17 protein-coding genes are annotated in these 15,508 nt (G+C 39.6%); 10 read left to right on the top strand and 7 right to left on the bottom strand.

Features of this window, described 5'->3' with window-relative positions:
• Positions 1 to 3: 3 nt before the first annotated feature.
• Together FPL17_RS04100 and FPL17_RS04095 are read left to right on the top strand one after the other, a co-directional pair.
• Positions 4 to 2,475 (top strand): LPS-assembly protein LptD, encoded by a 2,472-nt coding sequence (locus FPL17_RS04100; RefSeq protein ID WP_159883438.1) that lies wholly within the window; start codon positions 4 to 6, stop codon positions 2,473 to 2,475.
• Positions 2,475 to 3,788 carry a peptidylprolyl isomerase gene (locus FPL17_RS04095; RefSeq protein ID WP_151715233.1) on the top strand — a complete coding sequence of 438 codons (1,314 nt, stop codon included), beginning with the start codon at positions 2,475 to 2,477 and terminating at the stop codon, positions 3,786 to 3,788. The genes FPL17_RS04100 and FPL17_RS04095 overlap by 1 nt, the downstream gene beginning before the upstream one ends.
• Before the next feature lie 100 nt (positions 3,789 to 3,888).
• Here the strand turns inward: FPL17_RS04095 and fba are convergent, their stop codons facing one another.
• From fba to FPL17_RS04080, 3 genes are all read right to left on the bottom strand, one after another.
• The gene (gene fba, locus FPL17_RS04090) at positions 3,889 to 4,926 is read right to left on the bottom strand and encodes a class II fructose-bisphosphate aldolase (protein WP_005153496.1); all 1,038 of its coding nucleotides are present in this window, start codon (positions 4,924 to 4,926) and stop codon (positions 3,889 to 3,891) included.
• 212 nt (positions 4,927 to 5,138) lie between these two features.
• Complete coding sequence (rhlB, locus tag FPL17_RS04085; protein ID WP_005187925.1) at positions 5,139 to 6,290, bottom strand: ATP-dependent RNA helicase RhlB; 1,152 nt, start codon at positions 6,288 to 6,290, stop codon at positions 5,139 to 5,141.
• A gap of 109 nt (positions 6,291 to 6,399) precedes the next feature.
• Positions 6,400 to 6,612 carry a cold-shock protein gene (locus FPL17_RS04080; protein ID WP_004653893.1) on the bottom strand — a complete coding sequence of 71 codons (213 nt, stop codon included), beginning with the start codon at positions 6,610 to 6,612 and terminating at the stop codon, positions 6,400 to 6,402.
• A 356-nt stretch (positions 6,613 to 6,968) separates the two neighbouring features.
• Here FPL17_RS04080 and FPL17_RS04075 point away from each other — a divergent pair, with 356 nt between their 5' ends.
• The 6 genes from FPL17_RS04075 (at position 6,969) to FPL17_RS04050 (ending at position 10,205) form a co-directional block, all read left to right on the top strand.
• A complete protein-coding gene (locus FPL17_RS04075) occupies positions 6,969 to 7,208 on the top strand; it encodes a sulfurtransferase TusA family protein (RefSeq protein ID WP_216070849.1) in 240 nt (79 codons plus the stop codon).
• Positions 7,209 to 7,339: 131 nt separating this feature from the next.
• Positions 7,340 to 8,209, top strand: a complete 870-nt coding sequence (gene rpoH, locus FPL17_RS04070; RefSeq protein ID WP_005187919.1) for an RNA polymerase sigma factor RpoH — start codon at positions 7,340 to 7,342, stop codon at positions 8,207 to 8,209.
• Positions 8,210 to 8,317: 108 nt separating this feature from the next.
• Positions 8,318 to 8,683, top strand: a complete 366-nt coding sequence (locus tag FPL17_RS04065; RefSeq protein WP_159883426.1) for a DUF423 domain-containing protein — start codon at positions 8,318 to 8,320, stop codon at positions 8,681 to 8,683.
• Between the two features lie 9 nt (positions 8,684 to 8,692).
• A complete protein-coding gene (gene thiS / locus FPL17_RS04060; RefSeq protein WP_005187915.1) occupies positions 8,693 to 8,890 on the top strand; it encodes a sulfur carrier protein ThiS in 198 nt (65 codons plus the stop codon).
• A gap of 23 nt (positions 8,891 to 8,913) precedes the next feature.
• Entirely contained in the window at positions 8,914 to 9,699 is a 786-nt protein-coding gene (locus tag FPL17_RS04055) for a thiazole synthase (protein WP_004639328.1), read from the top strand.
• Positions 9,700 to 9,878: 179 nt separating this feature from the next.
• On the top strand, positions 9,879 to 10,205 hold the full coding sequence (locus FPL17_RS04050) for a hypothetical protein (RefSeq protein ID WP_159883424.1): 327 nt from the start codon (positions 9,879 to 9,881) through the stop codon (positions 10,203 to 10,205).
• Between the two features lie 65 nt (positions 10,206 to 10,270).
• Here FPL17_RS04050 and FPL17_RS04045 read toward each other — a convergent pair whose 3' ends face one another.
• Genes FPL17_RS04045 through yaaA form a run of 3 tightly spaced genes read right to left on the bottom strand, consistent with a single transcriptional unit; the run spans position 10,271 to position 11,967 of the window.
• Positions 10,271 to 10,891 (bottom strand): HD domain-containing protein, encoded by a 621-nt coding sequence (locus tag FPL17_RS04045; protein ID WP_159883422.1) that lies wholly within the window; start codon positions 10,889 to 10,891, stop codon positions 10,271 to 10,273.
• 9 nt (positions 10,892 to 10,900) lie between these two features.
• Positions 10,901 to 11,164, bottom strand: coding sequence for a hypothetical protein (locus FPL17_RS04040; RefSeq protein ID WP_004639332.1), 264 nt, complete (start codon positions 11,162 to 11,164; stop codon positions 10,901 to 10,903).
• Between the two features lie 20 nt (positions 11,165 to 11,184).
• The gene (yaaA, locus tag FPL17_RS04035) at positions 11,185 to 11,967 is read right to left on the bottom strand and encodes a peroxide stress protein YaaA (protein ID WP_159883420.1); all 783 of its coding nucleotides are present in this window, start codon (positions 11,965 to 11,967) and stop codon (positions 11,185 to 11,187) included.
• Between the two features lie 124 nt (positions 11,968 to 12,091).
• On the opposite strand from yaaA, the gene FPL17_RS04030 reads away from it, so the two are divergent.
• Together FPL17_RS04030 and FPL17_RS04025 are read left to right on the top strand one after the other, a co-directional pair.
• A complete protein-coding gene (locus FPL17_RS04030) occupies positions 12,092 to 12,721 on the top strand; it encodes an alpha/beta hydrolase (protein WP_033132930.1) in 630 nt (209 codons plus the stop codon).
• 92 nt (positions 12,722 to 12,813) lie between these two features.
• Complete coding sequence (locus tag FPL17_RS04025) at positions 12,814 to 13,884, top strand: DUF2157 domain-containing protein (RefSeq protein WP_005187898.1); 1,071 nt, start codon at positions 12,814 to 12,816, stop codon at positions 13,882 to 13,884.
• Here FPL17_RS04025 and rtcR read toward each other — a convergent pair whose 3' ends face one another.
• The gene (rtcR, locus tag FPL17_RS04020; RefSeq protein ID WP_159883418.1) at positions 13,885 to 15,486 is read right to left on the bottom strand and encodes an RNA repair transcriptional activator RtcR; all 1,602 of its coding nucleotides are present in this window, start codon (positions 15,484 to 15,486) and stop codon (positions 13,885 to 13,887) included.
• Positions 15,487 to 15,508: the final 22 nt, after the last annotated feature.

The following is a 15,508-nucleotide window of genomic DNA, read 5'->3' as shown; positions in this document are numbered from 1 at the left end:
ACAATGAAACATCAGTTTAAATTTAATCCTTTAGCAACAGCTATTTTGACACTCTTGTGTGGCGGCTCGATCCAATCAGGTTTCGCGGCACCAGCTGATGCTGTCTCTACGCTTGACAATAAACAGCTTAAAGCAGCGATCCCGAATCAGGGACAGCAAAATCAAGAAAGTTATCCTGGGGAAAGTTTTTTCCAGCAATATTATGTAGACAAATCTGCACCTGAAGCACAGTTACGTGATAATCGTTATTTAAGTTCTTCATTTTGCCAAGGAACTTGGGTCACCCCGATTAATCCTGAAGCAAAAGCGGGTGATGCAAATACAACCACTTCAGTACTCACCGCCGATTACGGGCATTACAACCCAACGGGCGATTCTGTTCTGCAAGGCAATGTTGTGATTGACCAAGAAGGTCGCACTATCCGTGCTGACCAAGTCACAATCGACTCGACACAAACTTATGCCAATGCCGAAGGTCGTGTCCAACTTGCTCAATCTGGCCTGCTTTCTCAAAGTGATGCGATTAACTATAATTTAAAGACACAAACAGGTGATTTAAATAATAGTTTCTATATCTCAGAGCAGCAGCATGCACATGGTCATGCTAGCCAGATTAAACGTGCGAATGAAAATTTAGTTATTTTTAAAGATGCAAGCTACACCGCTTGCCCGCCTGAGCAAAAGCCAGCATGGAAAATTCAGGCCAAAGAAATTGAACTCAACCAAGATACAGGCCGCGGTGTAACGCGTAATACCAAACTCTACATCAAAGATGTACCTGTACTGGCTGTACCTTACTTCAATTTCCCGATTGATGACCGGCGTACCACAGGTCTACTCAGTCCAAATTTTGGTTACAGCAATGATGGTGGTGCGCAATTAATCACCCCTATTTATCTTAACCTTGCACCGAATTATGACCTTACGCTTACACCAAGCTATATGAGCAAACGTGGTCCAAAGTTAGATGCAGACTTCCGCTATATGACTGAAAACTTTGGTGCGGGTCGTATTTGGGGTGGCTATATTGCAAGTGACAACCAGTATGGCGATGAAGCGCGTGATGACCTTCATTTTATTCACAATTGGCGAATTAGCGACCAGTGGTCAACCAATTTAGAATACAACTATGCTTCTGATAAAGATTACTTTGCAGACTTTAATAATAATCCAAACACACGAACGGATCTGAATTTACGCCGTGCTTGGGAACTCAATTATCAAAATGGAATTCCCGGTCTTAGAGCACAGTTAAAAGTTGAAGACTTCCAAACACTGGATAAAACGGTTAAAGATGTCGACAAGCCATATGCTCGTCTTCCACAATTTTTATTAAATTACGTTACAGGTGATGCACAAGGTCTACAGTACGAGTTTAATAACGATACGGCTTACTTTAAAAAGTCTGTAAATGATGGTTCAGCACTCGAATCGAGTGGTACCCGTATCTATAACCAGTTTGCGGTTCGCTACAACTACTTGACCCCATCTTGGTTCTATGTGGTTCCAGAAGTTTCTGTACGCAGTATTAATACGTTCTATGATCAAGACTCAAAAGAAGGTCGCGGACTCTCTAGTTCTGATGATTTAGAGAAATCAGTCGTTGTGCCTCAATTCACACTTGCGACTGGTTTAACATTTGAGAAAGAAGGCAAATACTTACAAAGTATTTCTCCTCGTGCCTTTTATGCATATTCACCTTATAAGAATCAAGACGATCATCCAAACTTTGATTCAACCACCGCATCAATCAACTATGATCAACTCTTCAACCCATATCGTTTTTATGGGCATGACCGCTTAGATGACAACAACTTCTTATCACTCGGCGTAACTTATAGTTTATTAGATACTGAAGGTTTAGAGCGAATTAAGGCAAGTGTAGGTCAAAGTTATTATTTTAGTGACCGTCGTGTAAGTTTAAATGAAAAGCTTGACGAATTTGATACTCAAAATCGTACAGGTCCGATCATTAGTCTATCAAGTCAGCTTAACCAAAACGTGACCATCACCTCAAACTCCGCGTGGATGTCGAATGGCGATAATGCACAAAGAGATTTTCAGGCTTATTACACAGGTGATAAAGGTAATCTCTATAACTTAGGCTATTTTTACCGTAAAGATATCCCTGATCGTCAGGATTCTTACGATCAAGTTGTTGCATCCTTTATACAACCTGTAAAAGACAATTGGCGTATTATGGGCCATGCTCAATACGACATCGACAATCAAGTTATGCGTGAATATTTACTTGGCGTAAATTATGAGTCTTGTTGTTGGGCTGTTTCGGTATATGGCCGTTCTTACTATAACGATCTGGATGATCCAAATGCTCCAGACGTTCGTAAAAAGAACGCAGTTATGGCTGAATTCACCCTAAAAGGTCTTGGTGCTTTAAACAACAAGCTTGCCTCTCTCCTCGAAAACAGAGTTTTAGGTTTCAACAAAATTAATCAATCTTGGACACAACGTTAATGAAGATAAAACCTTTTCAACATATCTTTAAAGCGACTGTTCTCGCTGCCCTAATTTCTTCATCAATGCAAAGCTTTGCACAACCTACGGATGAGGTTGTTGCAGTTGTGGATAGTAGTGTTATTCTAAAAAGTGATTTAGAACAAGGGATTGCCGAAACAGAACATCAGTTAAAAGCACAAAATAAAACTGTTCCACCACAGCAGTATTTACAAATGCAGGTGCTTGATCAACTGATCATTCGCCAAGCTCAATTGGAACAAGTTAAACGTTATGGTATTAAACCAGACGAAAAAAGTTTAAATGCTGCGGTGTTAAAAGTGGCAAACCAATCAGGTGCCAACAGCTTAGAAGCATTTCAACAAAAATTAGATGCAATTGCACCAGGGACTTACGAGAATTTGCGTAATCGTGTTGCAGAAGATTTAGCGATTGGTCGCTTGCGTCAACAACAGGTCATGTCGCGTATCAAAATCAGTGATCATGATGTTGAAAACTTTTTAAAATCGCCAGAAGGCCAAGCTGCACTAGGTACGCAAGTCCATGTGATTCACATGCGTATCGCGGGTGAAAACACAAACGATGTACAGCAAATTGCTCAACAAGTGAAACAAGCACTTTCAACCAGCGATGATGCCAAAGCAATTAGCTCAAAATTATCAACTGCAGCAGTAAAAGTTGATGGCGCAGATATGGGTTTCCGCTCATTATCAGAGATTCCAACTGAACTTTCTGCACGTATTGCACCACTGCAAGTTGGACAAACCACTGAACTAATCAATGTTCGTGATGGTGTGCATGTATTAAAGTTGCTTGAACGTAAACAGAATGAGCAAAAAGCATTAGTTCCACAATATCAAACTCGCCACATTTTGATTCAATCATCAGAAGTGGTTAGCTTGGATCGTGCAAAACAAATGATCGATAGCCTCTATAATCGCGCTAAAGCTGGCGATGATTTTGCAACATTAGCAGCAACTTACTCAAATGACACAGGTTCAGCACGTGATGGCGGCAGCTTAGGTTGGGTCAGCCCAGGTGTGATGGTACCTGAATTTGAAAAAGTAATGAAAGAAACGCCTGTTGGACAAATCAGTAAACCGTTCCAAAGCCAATTTGGTTGGCACATCCTACAAGTTCTAGGTACACGTGAACAGGATATGACCAAAGAAGTACAAGAACGTATGGCACGTCAAATTTTAGGTGAACGTCAATTTGATACTGAAGTTGATAGTTGGATGCGTGAACTTCGCGCCAATGCTTATGTCGAAATTAAAGATGCAAGCCTAGATTCAAAGGCACAACAAAAATAAGTAAATTAAAAATGCCAGCGATTGCTGGCATTTTTATTCTCTAGGATATAAATAAAAAAATAGCGGCTATTGCCGCTATTTTTTCTGCATTACAAATTAATTACTTGTAACGATCAACCATTTTCTCTAAAGAAATTGGGCGAATCTTATCTGCATTACCTGCTGTACCGAATGCTTCGTAGCGCGCAACACAAATTTCTTTCATTGCTACCACTGTTTCACCAAAGAATTTACGTGGGTCAAATTCACTTGGTTTTTCAGCCATCATGCGACGCATTGCGCCAGTAGAAGCTAAACGTAAGTCGGTATCAATATTAATCTTACGTACACCATGCTTAATCGCCTCTACAAGCTGATCAACAGGCACACCATAAGTTTCTTTAATATCACCGCCATACTGGTTAATCACCGCCAACCACTCTTGTGGTACAGAGCTTGAACCATGCATTACAAGATGCGTATTTGGTAACGCAGCATGAATTTCTTTAATGCGGTCAATTGCCAAGATATCGCCTGTAGGTGGACGCGTAAACTTGTAGGCACCGTGTGAAGTACCGACAGCAATCGCCAAAGCATCGACATTGGTATCAGCAACAAATTGTGTTGCTTCTTCAACTGATGTTAACAATTGAGAGTGGTCAAGCACACCTTCTGCCCCCACACCATCTTCTTCACCAGCCATACCAGTTTCAAGGCTACCTAAGCAACCAATTTCACCTTCAACTGAAACACCACATGCATGCGCAATAGACACTACTCGACGAGTTACATCAACATTGTAGTCATATGATGTTGGTGTTTTACCATCTTCACCCAATGAACCATCCATCATAACTGAGCTAAAGCCCAACTGGATAGAACGCTGACAAATATCAGGGCTAGTACCATGATCTTGATGCATTACCACTGGAATATGCGGCCATTCTTCAATCGCAGCCAAAATAAGATGACGTAAGAAAGGTGCACCTGCATATTTACGCGCACCAGCCGAAGCTTGCACGATAACAGGTGAATTGGTTGCATCCGCAGCGAGCATGATTGCACGCATTTGTTCTAAATTGTTTACGTTAAACGCTGGTACGCCGTAGTTATGTTCTGCAGCGTGATCCAAGAGCTGGCGCATTGAGATTAGAGCCATAATATCCTCCCAGGTAATGCGGCATATTCTACATGTTGATCTATTTCAATTCAGCAACTAATCACAGTAATTCTAAAAAAATCTTTAATCTTTTGTGTAATTTGAGTAGTAATTCCAACTAAATAATCAAAAAGGCCAAATCACAAAGTAATTTGACCTTTTCCAAAACAAATATCTAAGCCCTACACAGCTCAAATAGAGTCATTTAAGACTTAGCAATAACCCTCTAAACGAGTTAATGGCAATTTTTTACCAATCGCTTTTTCAATTTCTGGCAAATAGAACGCATCATCTTCCGACAAGAAACTAATACTCACGCCTTGTGCACCTGCACGTCCTGTACGGCCAATACGATGCACATAATCATCCGACTGCTCTGGCAAGGTAAAGTTAATCACATGTGAAACGCCATCCACATGAATACCACGACCAGCAACATCTGTTGCAATCATAATATTATTCTTACCTTGCTTGAATTGGTCCAACATTTTTAAACGCTTATCTTGTGCAATTTCACCCGATAGCATACCAACTTTATAACCATCACGTTTCAAATGATCATACAAGCGACGAACCTGATCTCGACGATTCGCAAAGATCATCACCTTATCAATTGGCTCTTCACGTAAGATTTCTTGTAACAGCTTATATTTGTCTTCTTTCGCTACGACGTATACACGCTGCTCTACATCACTATTCGTTTTTTGCTCTGGCTCAATTTCTACCGTAACAGGTTCAAATAGCCACTGACGTGCAAGATTTAAAACATCATAGCTAAATGTCGCAGAGAACATCAAAGTTTGACGTTGTTCTTTAAATGGCGAAAAGCGAACAATTCGTTTAACCGATGGAATAAAGCCCATATCAAGCAAACGGTCGGCTTCATCAATCACTAGGAATTCAATTTTGTCTAACCAAACTTCTTTCTGTTCAACAAAATCAATCAAACGCCCTGGTGTTGCAACAATAATATCGACGAAGTTGCGATCTAACATTTTCTTTTGCTTTTCAAAATCTACACCACCTAACAATGTAACAAGGTGCAAGTTTGAAAATTTCGTGAGTGCCTGAGCATCACTTTCAATCTGTAACGCCAACTCGCGTGTTGGTGCTAAAATTAACGCACGTGGCTCACCACGAAAACGTTGCTCTTGAACTGGATTATTTAATAGATCATTGATCACACTAATCAAAAAGGCAGCTGTTTTCCCAGTACCCGTTTGCGCTCGACCAATGGCATCATGCCCTGCTAATGTATATTTTAAAACCTTTTGCTGAATTGGGGTCATTTGTGTAAAACCCAAAGCATCAATCGCTTTCTTCAACTGCGGATGTAAATTTAAGGTTTCAAAACCAGATGTCATATATGCACTCGAACCATCAATGAGCAAAATAAAGTCGCTATTATAAACTATAAAAAACAAAAACGCCCCAATCTTATTGGGGCGTTTTTTATTGCGTTAAGGCAACAAATTAGTCTAAAGGCTGAACGTTTTCAGCCTGAAAACCTTTTTGTCCTTGAACAACACTGAATTCTACGCGTTGGCCGTCACGTAAAGAACGGTGGCCATCACCCATAATTGCGCGGAAATGAACAAATACGTCATCACCACCATTACGCTGAATAAAACCAAAGCCTTTAGTGTCGTTAAACCACTTTACTACGCCTTGTTCACGAGCTGTCATAAGTCAATCCTCAGATATTGAAAGATAAGGACCTTCCGGTGTTGCAAACAGCAGAGCCAACAAGGTTTTAAAATATTTATAATTTTAAAGCTTGTAATCATTCTGTAAAACTATCAACAATTTCCGGTTACATCCATTTGTTATAGAGTTTAATATAATAAAATTTAATTAAACACTTTCTAAAACGCATCGAGCTTATCATGGGTTTATCACAATTAATAGAAGTTTTTTTAGTTATTTCCGATATTTCTATCTGTTTTTTTCAATAATTTAGCTGTTTTTTTAATGGAATTTTTCTCTCAAAAATTACGCAAAAATTTGTTAAGATAAATTTGAAAAAATCGATTTAGATGAATATGAGCAACACACACAACTCGCCTATCATTATTGATGCTTTAGGACAACCATGCCCTATGCCACTATTGATGTTGAAGCGTGCTTTAAAGAAAGCCGACGGCATACAACAATATCTATTGAAATCTTCTGATCCACATAGTGAAATTGATGTAACACGATATTGCCAAATTCAGCAACTTCAATGTTTAACTCAAAAAATTTCAGACACTGAATTTCACTATTTAATTGAATCTATGTGATTCTTTGCTAAACTCTAGCTAAAGATAAACTAGACAACTTTACATTTTTATACTCAAATTTCCTTAGTGATGAAGAACATTCGCATTAAGATGAAATTGTTGACTTAAATGCCATCCTATAAGGAGACTCCATGACTACTGACAGCAGCAATCAATTGATGCCCCTGTCATTGTCTGCGCCAGGTGTAAACCTTGGTGCATATATCAGTACTGTCAATCAAATTCCAATTTTAACGGCCGAGCAGGAAAAAGAACTTGCTGAACGTTATTATTATGATCAAGATCTCGATGCTGCCAAACTATTGGTAATGTCGCATCTGCGTTTCGTTGTCCATATTGCACGTAGTTATGCAGGTTACGGATTGCCACAAGGTGATCTCATTCAAGAAGGTAACCTTGGATTAATGAAAGCAGTTAAACGCTTCGACCCCAATATGGGTGTTCGTTTGGTTTCATTTGCCGTGCATTGGATCAAAGCTGAAATTCATGAATACGTGATTCGTAACTGGCGTATTGTCAAAATTGCGACCACCAAAGCACAACGTAAATTATTCTTCAATTTGCGCAGCCTTAAAAAATCAAGCAAACGATTAACGCTAGAAGAAGCGAAATCAATTGCTAACGATTTAAATGTAACACCTGAACAAGTGTTAGAGATGGAAGGCCGTCTCACTGCTTATGATGCTGCTTTTGAAGCTCAAGGCGATGATGATGATGACACACCTCACACTGCACCTTCGCTTTATTTAGAAGATAATCGTTACGATCCCGCGCGTTTAGTTGAAGAAGAAGATTACGAACAGCAAAGCACCTCTGCTTTGCATGAGGCAATGGATCAGCTTGATGATCGCTCACGTAATATTTTACAACGTCGTTGGTTAGATGATGACAAATCAACGTTGCATGAACTTGCTGCAGAATATAACGTTTCAGCAGAACGTATTCGCCAGCTTGAAAAGAATGCGATGGAAAAAATAAAAACCGCAATGTCTGCGAGTTAAAATCAAACATAAACATAAGGGCTGCAATGCCCTTTTGTTTTATCTAGCTTTGTTTAAGCACCCGAATATGTTAACTTTGTTCATCAAATCTCTAGTTCCATTCTCATTATGTGGATAGCAATTTCTGCGCTTAATCTTGCGCTTGCAGTCATGTTAGGTGCTTTCGGCGCACATGGCCTCAAATCGTTTGCAACACCCGAGCAACTGGCTTGGTGGGGTACAGCAACTCAATACTTTTTCTACCATGCGCTTGGCTTACTGATTTTAGGTGTACTCCATAAAACCACACCTACTTTCCCAATAAAAATTCCTTTTATTTTGATGCAAATTGGTATCATCTTTTTCTGCGGTTCGTTGTACATTATGGCGCTTGGTTTACCTCGAATCTTAGGCGCAATCACGCCAATTGGTGGTGCATTTATGATTGCAGGTTGGCTGCTACTCGCATGGCAAGCAATTAAACATGCGAAATAAGGATTGATCATGCACATCTATTTAAACGGCGAGTCACTCGACACGCCTTGTGAAAACCTACAGCAATTGATTCAAAGCTTAGCGCTTGAAGGCAAACGCTTCGCTGTAGAAAAGAACCAACAGATTATTCCGAAAAGTAGACTTGAGCAAACAGCTATTGCTCCTGAAGATCGTATTGAAATTATTCAAGCTGTTGGTGGCGGCTAATCGGCTAAAAATGGAGTAAGCCCATGCAAGATTCCCCTTTAATTATTGGTTCACGTACTTTCCAATCTCGTTTATTGGTCGGAACTGGTAAATATAAAGATCTCAATGAAACTGATTTAGCTATTCAAGCCAGTGGTGCTGAGATTGTCACAGTGGCAATCCGTCGTGTAAATATCGGTCAACATGCCGATCAACCCAACCTTCTTTCAGTCATACCACCTGAGAAGTACACAATCTTGCCAAATACCGCAGGTTGTTTTGATGCTGATAGCGCGATTCGTACCTGTATGCTGGCACGTGAACTGCTTGATGGTCACAATCTGGTGAAATTGGAAGTGCTCGGTGATGAAAAAACATTATATCCGAATGTGACCGCAACGCTTAAAGCAGCTCAAACCTTGATTGATGATGGCTTTGAAATCATGGTTTACACCTCAGATGACCCAATTGTTGCGCAAGAACTTGAAAGCATGGGCTGTGTTGCCATCATGCCTTTAGGTAGCTTGATTGGATCTGGTCTTGGCATTTTGAATCCACATACCATTTCCATCATCAAAGAAAATGCCAAAGTCCCTGTTTTAGTGGATGCAGGTGTTGGTACAGCCAGTGATGCGGCGATTGCAATGGAACTCGGTTGTGACGGCGTGCTAATGAATACAGCAATTGCTGCTGCTCAAAATCCAATTTTGATGGCTTCTGCGATGAAAAAAGCAGTTGAAGCAGGTCGTGAAGCATTCTTAGCGGGCCGTATGCCACGTAAGCGTATGGCAAATGCGAGCTCGCCTGAGACTGGGTATTTCTTTAAGTAATTTGTTTAACGAAGGGATAAATTCTACTACCCCTTCGTTACTTTTCTCTTATGAACAACACTATTATGACGAAGCTGCATTCAACTTAACTCTAGTGAAATTAACTCATTAGCTAAAATTTTTTGCCCAAAAAGTCAAACTCTTTCTTATTTTATAATGCTGATATCCAAGAGTATAAAATGAAGTTGAATATAAAAAAAATTCTAACTTTTATAGTGTTAGCAATTTGCTTAGCATACTTTTCTAATTACATGATAAATAGGGATTATAAGAAAAATGAGAGAAATATTGTCCAAATATTCCAACAAGATACTGAATTACATGAAAAATATGGAACTATAGAAAATTATAAACTAAGAAAATCTGGCTGGTATTCTGGAGATAGTCAAGAACATACACCATATTATTACTATCATTTCTATATAAAAGGAAATCTGAAAGATGGAGTGATTGAATTAAAAATTTATGAAAACCAAGAAAAATATGCAATAAAATATATTCAATAAAATCTCAGATTAGGTATATCCTTGAATTTAATTATTTATTCAGAATATCCTTATTAAATGGCGATCTAATTTTCAACAACCTCTCTCAAATTCCCTTTCGCCCTTTGCTCAAAATTCTGTTGAAAATATTCAGTTTGATACAGCGGTTCTGTCTGATAAAAATGCGCTAGCACTTCTTTTCTTTTAATAGAATAGATATCTGGATCAACCCACGCATACTCTTTTTGAATCTGTTGCTCATATTCCGCAAAACGCGCTGGCGAAGCCGCTAGAATCGCCAAATCAATATCCAGTAAAAACTGTAAATCCAACTCATCTGTAGAAGCATGCTTTTGCGTCGCAATAATCCAGCGCTTTATCTTCTGAACATTATCTGCGGATAAATCTTGAACCAAATACTGCTCGAACAGCTCAGCACTTTTCATTTCATTATCTTTTGCTTGGGGATCGTAAACCGCATCGTGAAACCAGAGCGCCAAAGCAACCGTATACGCATCATTTAAATCAGCCCGAATCGATTCAAGCAAAACCAAACATTCATACAAATGCTGAACCGTATGATAAGCCCGCTGCTTTTCATTATAGGCGGCAATCAACTTATTAAAAACTTTCTGCGGCTCAGAAAAATTATAATACTGATGCAGCTCAAACCATGATTTTTCTAATGTAGATAAATACTGCTGCATTGCTCATCCTCATTGGATTTCTTTATTCAGCCATTTTGCCAATGATTCAGCATCTTTACGCTCTAAAAAAAGCTGATACAAGGTACAGGAACCAAACTCATGTTTTAGTTCCTGTTGGCGCATAGGATGATTACCAAATCGGAATCGTCGAGTACCATCCCGATCAAGCGGCAATGCATACACCCCATAACTACGAGGTTCTGTCAGGTGCCCTTTGACACAAACTTGATCAGACGATATCGCGTGTTTTAATAAATATTCTTTGGTTAACATCCCACCCTGCCTAAGGCAAACTAAGCTGCGTGTTGCTCATCTCGCTTAAAGACCAATTCTTTATTCGATGAACTTTCAGCATCAAAGTAATACCCTTCACTATCAAATGCTTTTAATTGTTCTACTTGGCTTAATTTATTTTCAATCAAGTATCTTGCCATCAGACCACGCGCTTTTTTTGCATAGAAACTGATGACTTTATATTTTCCGTTCTTCTGATCCAAGAATACAGGCTTAACAATTTCTGCCTGAATTTTCTTTTCATTCACAGATTTATAATATTCGTCAGAAGCTAAATTTACCAATACTTTTGCATCAATTTCAGCTAAATCTTGGTTAATTTGATCCGTGATAATACTACCCCAAAATTCATATAGATTATGACCACGTGTATTCTTTAGTTTAGTGCCCATTTCCAAACGGTACGGCATCATCAAATCCAATGGGCGTAATAAACCATAAAGACCAGAAAGCATACGTAAATGCTGTTGGGCAAAATCAATATCTTGATCTTTTAGATGATAAGCATCTAAACCGGTATACACATCACCTTTAAATGCAAACAAGGCTTGACGTGCATTGGAAAAATCAAAATCTGCATTCCAGTCACGGAAACGTTCTACATTTAAATTGGCAATTTTCTCACTCACGGTCATCAACGATGCAATTTCTGTCGCAGAAAGCTTGCGACAAACATCAATCAATTGTTGTGATTGCGCCAACAAACGTGGTTGGGTATGTGTATCTGTAGGAAGTACTGTGGTGTAATCGAGTGTTTTAGCAGGAGAAATTAAAGCAAGCATAATCAATCAAAATAAATTTATCTTGGTGAAACTATAACAGTTGATAATTTTTAATGCCAATTCGTGTTCTCGTTCAGTTTTATCGGTAAAATAGTGGATTCTTCCATTATCCATTGCGTATCTTATGTCTGAGCAATTATTCATCCAAGGTCCTGTTGGTCAAATCGAAATGTTTGTTGATCAGCCCCAAGGTGAAATCACAGGTTTTGCTGTCGTCTGCCACCCACATCCTTTGCAAGGTGGTACACCGCATCATAAAGTCCCTGTTTTACTGGCTCAGATTTTTAATGAAATGGGCTGTGTGGTGTATCGTCCTAGCTTCCGTGGTTTAGCTGGCAGTGAAGGTACTCACGACCAAGGGCATGGCGAAACTGATGATATTATGGCCGTGATTGAATATGCCCGTGCAAAACATGCAGGACTTACCTTCTATGCAGGCGGTTTCAGTTTTGGTTCTCATGTGCTCGCAAAATGCCAAGCGCAACTTAGCAATGAGTTACGTCCAAAGCAATTGGTATTATGTGGCTTACCTACAGGTTCTGTGGTTGATTTACGCCACTACACAACTCCTGCAATTGACGGTGATATCTTATTTGTACATGGTGAGCAAGATGACATTACCCTGCTCTCAGATATGATCGCGTGGGCAAAGCCACAAAAACATCCGATCACGATTCTGCCTGGCGCCAATCATTTCTTTACTGGTTATCTAAAACAATTACGTCAAGTGATTGCTCGCTTTTTAAAACTGTAGACTTAACAACAAATTACTAAGAAAAATATACGTGTTTTGAATCCAATGTCTGTTATATCAATATAGATGTACAGACATCAGGTTCTTTAATAATGAAATTAAATAAAAAACAGGGACTTTTTTTAAAGCAAACCATTGAGCAATGGCAACAGCAAGGCACGATTACACCTGATGTAGCCAATGAACTAGAACAGAGCTTTTCGATTCGGCCTTTTGATTGGGAGCGACTGGCAAAATATTCATTCTGGATTTCCATGATTTGTGCCGTGATTGCGGTTGCTGCAATTACTGCCGACAAATTCTTGATGGAGCTGATTGAAAAAATCTTTATTGATTCAAAAATTATTCCTTGTCTGATTTTTGCTGCAGTTGCGGCGGCCTTTTATGGCTTTGCATATCGTCGACGTAAAACCAAACCACTGCATCAATTTAGCAATGAAGCCATTATTTTTGCAGGTGTGCTCTCTACAGCAGCATCTGTGGCTTATTTCGGACAAGCGATTGATACAGGCAGCGGACATTTCTCTTTGTTATTCCTGCTCTCCACCATCATTTATGCCGCTCTTGCCTTCTGGTTTCCATCCAAACTGATTTGGGTATTTTCATTAGTTTCATTGGGTTTATGGTTCGGAACTGAAACAGGTTATATGTCTGGCTGGGGTGCGTATTATCTAGGGATGAACTTCCCTTTACGGTTTGTCTTGTTTGGTGGTGTACTGATTGGATTAAGTCTTCTCTTTGAACGTTATGCACATTTTAAAGACTTTGCGCACTCAACTTATGTCATGGGATTGCTTTATCTATTTATTGCCTTGTGGCTTCTATCAATCTTTGGCAACTATGGTGACTTAGGGAGTTGGTATAGCGTCAAGCAATATGAGCTGTTGCATTGGGGTGTTTTATTCGCATTTATTGCCATCATTGCAATTGTCTATGGTTTGAAACATGACGATGCCACCTCACGTGGTTTTGGTATCACCTTCTTATTTATCAACCTATATACCAAGTACTTTGAGTTCTTCTGGAATGGTATGCATAAAGCCATTTTCTTTATTATATTGGCAGCATCTTTCTGGTGGCTGGGTCGGTATGCCGAAAAACTCTGGAATTTAGAGTTTCTAGCCAGCCCATCTCAAAATAAGAAAGATAGTCTAGGAGAATGATTACTGGAAGTCACTCCAACTCAAGCCAAACCGAGCCAAATACTTTTTGACTCGGTCGCTGTCATTGGTGGTGTTACGTTGCTGGCGTGAAGCAGCAAACAGTTGGCGTCCAGCATCAGCCATCGATTTGGCATTTTCACAAACTTGAAGTACGCCACGCAGCTGAATCTGATCAAACTCATCGATATCGCCCAACTGGGTTTGATCTAAATATTTGAGGAGAATATCTACGTCTTTAGAGTGGTTTTGTGTAGTTTGAATAGACCACAGTTGCTTTAAACGCTGAATCTCTTTTTCCACCGTTTCTGAACGGATCAACTCCCCACTGGATAATGTTGCCAGCCGTGTCACACTAGCAGTCAAATCACGAAAATTTCCCTGCCATGATGCTTCCTTCGACTTGGCAAATTTCAAATACACATCAAGTGCATCACGTTGAAAACGTAATTGTCGCTGGTGATTTGCCGAAAAGCGTTGCAACTCGAACTCAACATTAGGGGCAAAATCTTCAATTCGATCTTTAAGATTCGGTAAAAAGAAAGTCCATGTATTCAATCGTGCCCATAAGTCCTCACGGAAACGCCCTGCTTGCACTTCGGTTCTTAAATCTTTATTTGTCCCTGCAATCAGCTGAAAATCGGCCTGAACCTCTTTGTCACTTCCGACAGGAAAAAAGGATTTATCTTCAAGTGCTTTAAGTAACATCGCTTGCTCATCCAGCCCAAGCTCACCAATTTCATCCAAAAACAGAATCCCTTGATCAGCACTTTTTAATAAGCCTGTTCTTGAAGCCGCTGCCCCTGTAAAAGCCCCTTTGATATGCCCAAACAAACTCGACATGGCACTATCACCACGAAGCGTCGCACAGTTCACATCAATAAAACGCCCACTTAGATGAAACTTGTCTTTCTTTAATTGAAAAATTTGTTTGGCTAAATGTGATTTACCTACACCTGTTGCACCCATAATCAAGATCGGAGCACTGGAACGCGTTGCCACCAACTCAACCTCGGTGATCAGTTGATTAAATTCATGGTTATAGGTTGAAATATTGGCTTTTAACTGTTGCCAGTTTTGTTGTTGCTCATCTTCAAAACGTTGCTTTAAAACATCATAGCGAGATAAATCTAAATCAATGATGCGATATTCACCTTCTGGCGTTTTCTGTTGATTTGGTGCACTTTGAATCAATTTGGCAGGTAAATAATTTGTATCGACCAGTAAATACCAACAGATTTGAGCAACGTGTGTGCCTGTGGTGATATGCAAAAGATAGTTATTTTTTTCAATATCAAAGGGATAGCTTTTCACAAAGTCATATAGCGCACCATAGACCTCGGCAAAATCCCAAGGATCACGAATACTCACTCGTTGACCTGATACTGTGGTTGATGGCGACACATCCTGAGCATCTTCAGCAATAAATTTGACTAGATTATGATGTTGTCGATCATGTAATAGTACCAATTCATCTACAATCATATCTTCATGCATCAGAAGGCTTAATGTCGGACGCCAGCGTTGCCAACGATCAGGACGCTTTCCTTGATCTAAAGTAGAGCCCACGAAGCCAATTACGACAGTTTTCTTTGCATTCGCCATAATTTCTATAATATTTTATATA

Origin of the sequence: Acinetobacter dispersus, from assembly GCF_009884975.1 — a bacterium.
Lineage (GTDB): Bacteria > Pseudomonadota > Gammaproteobacteria > Pseudomonadales > Moraxellaceae > Acinetobacter > Acinetobacter dispersus.
The sequence above is the reverse complement of the archived record's forward strand: the minus strand, read 5'-3'. Positions and strand labels throughout refer to the sequence as shown.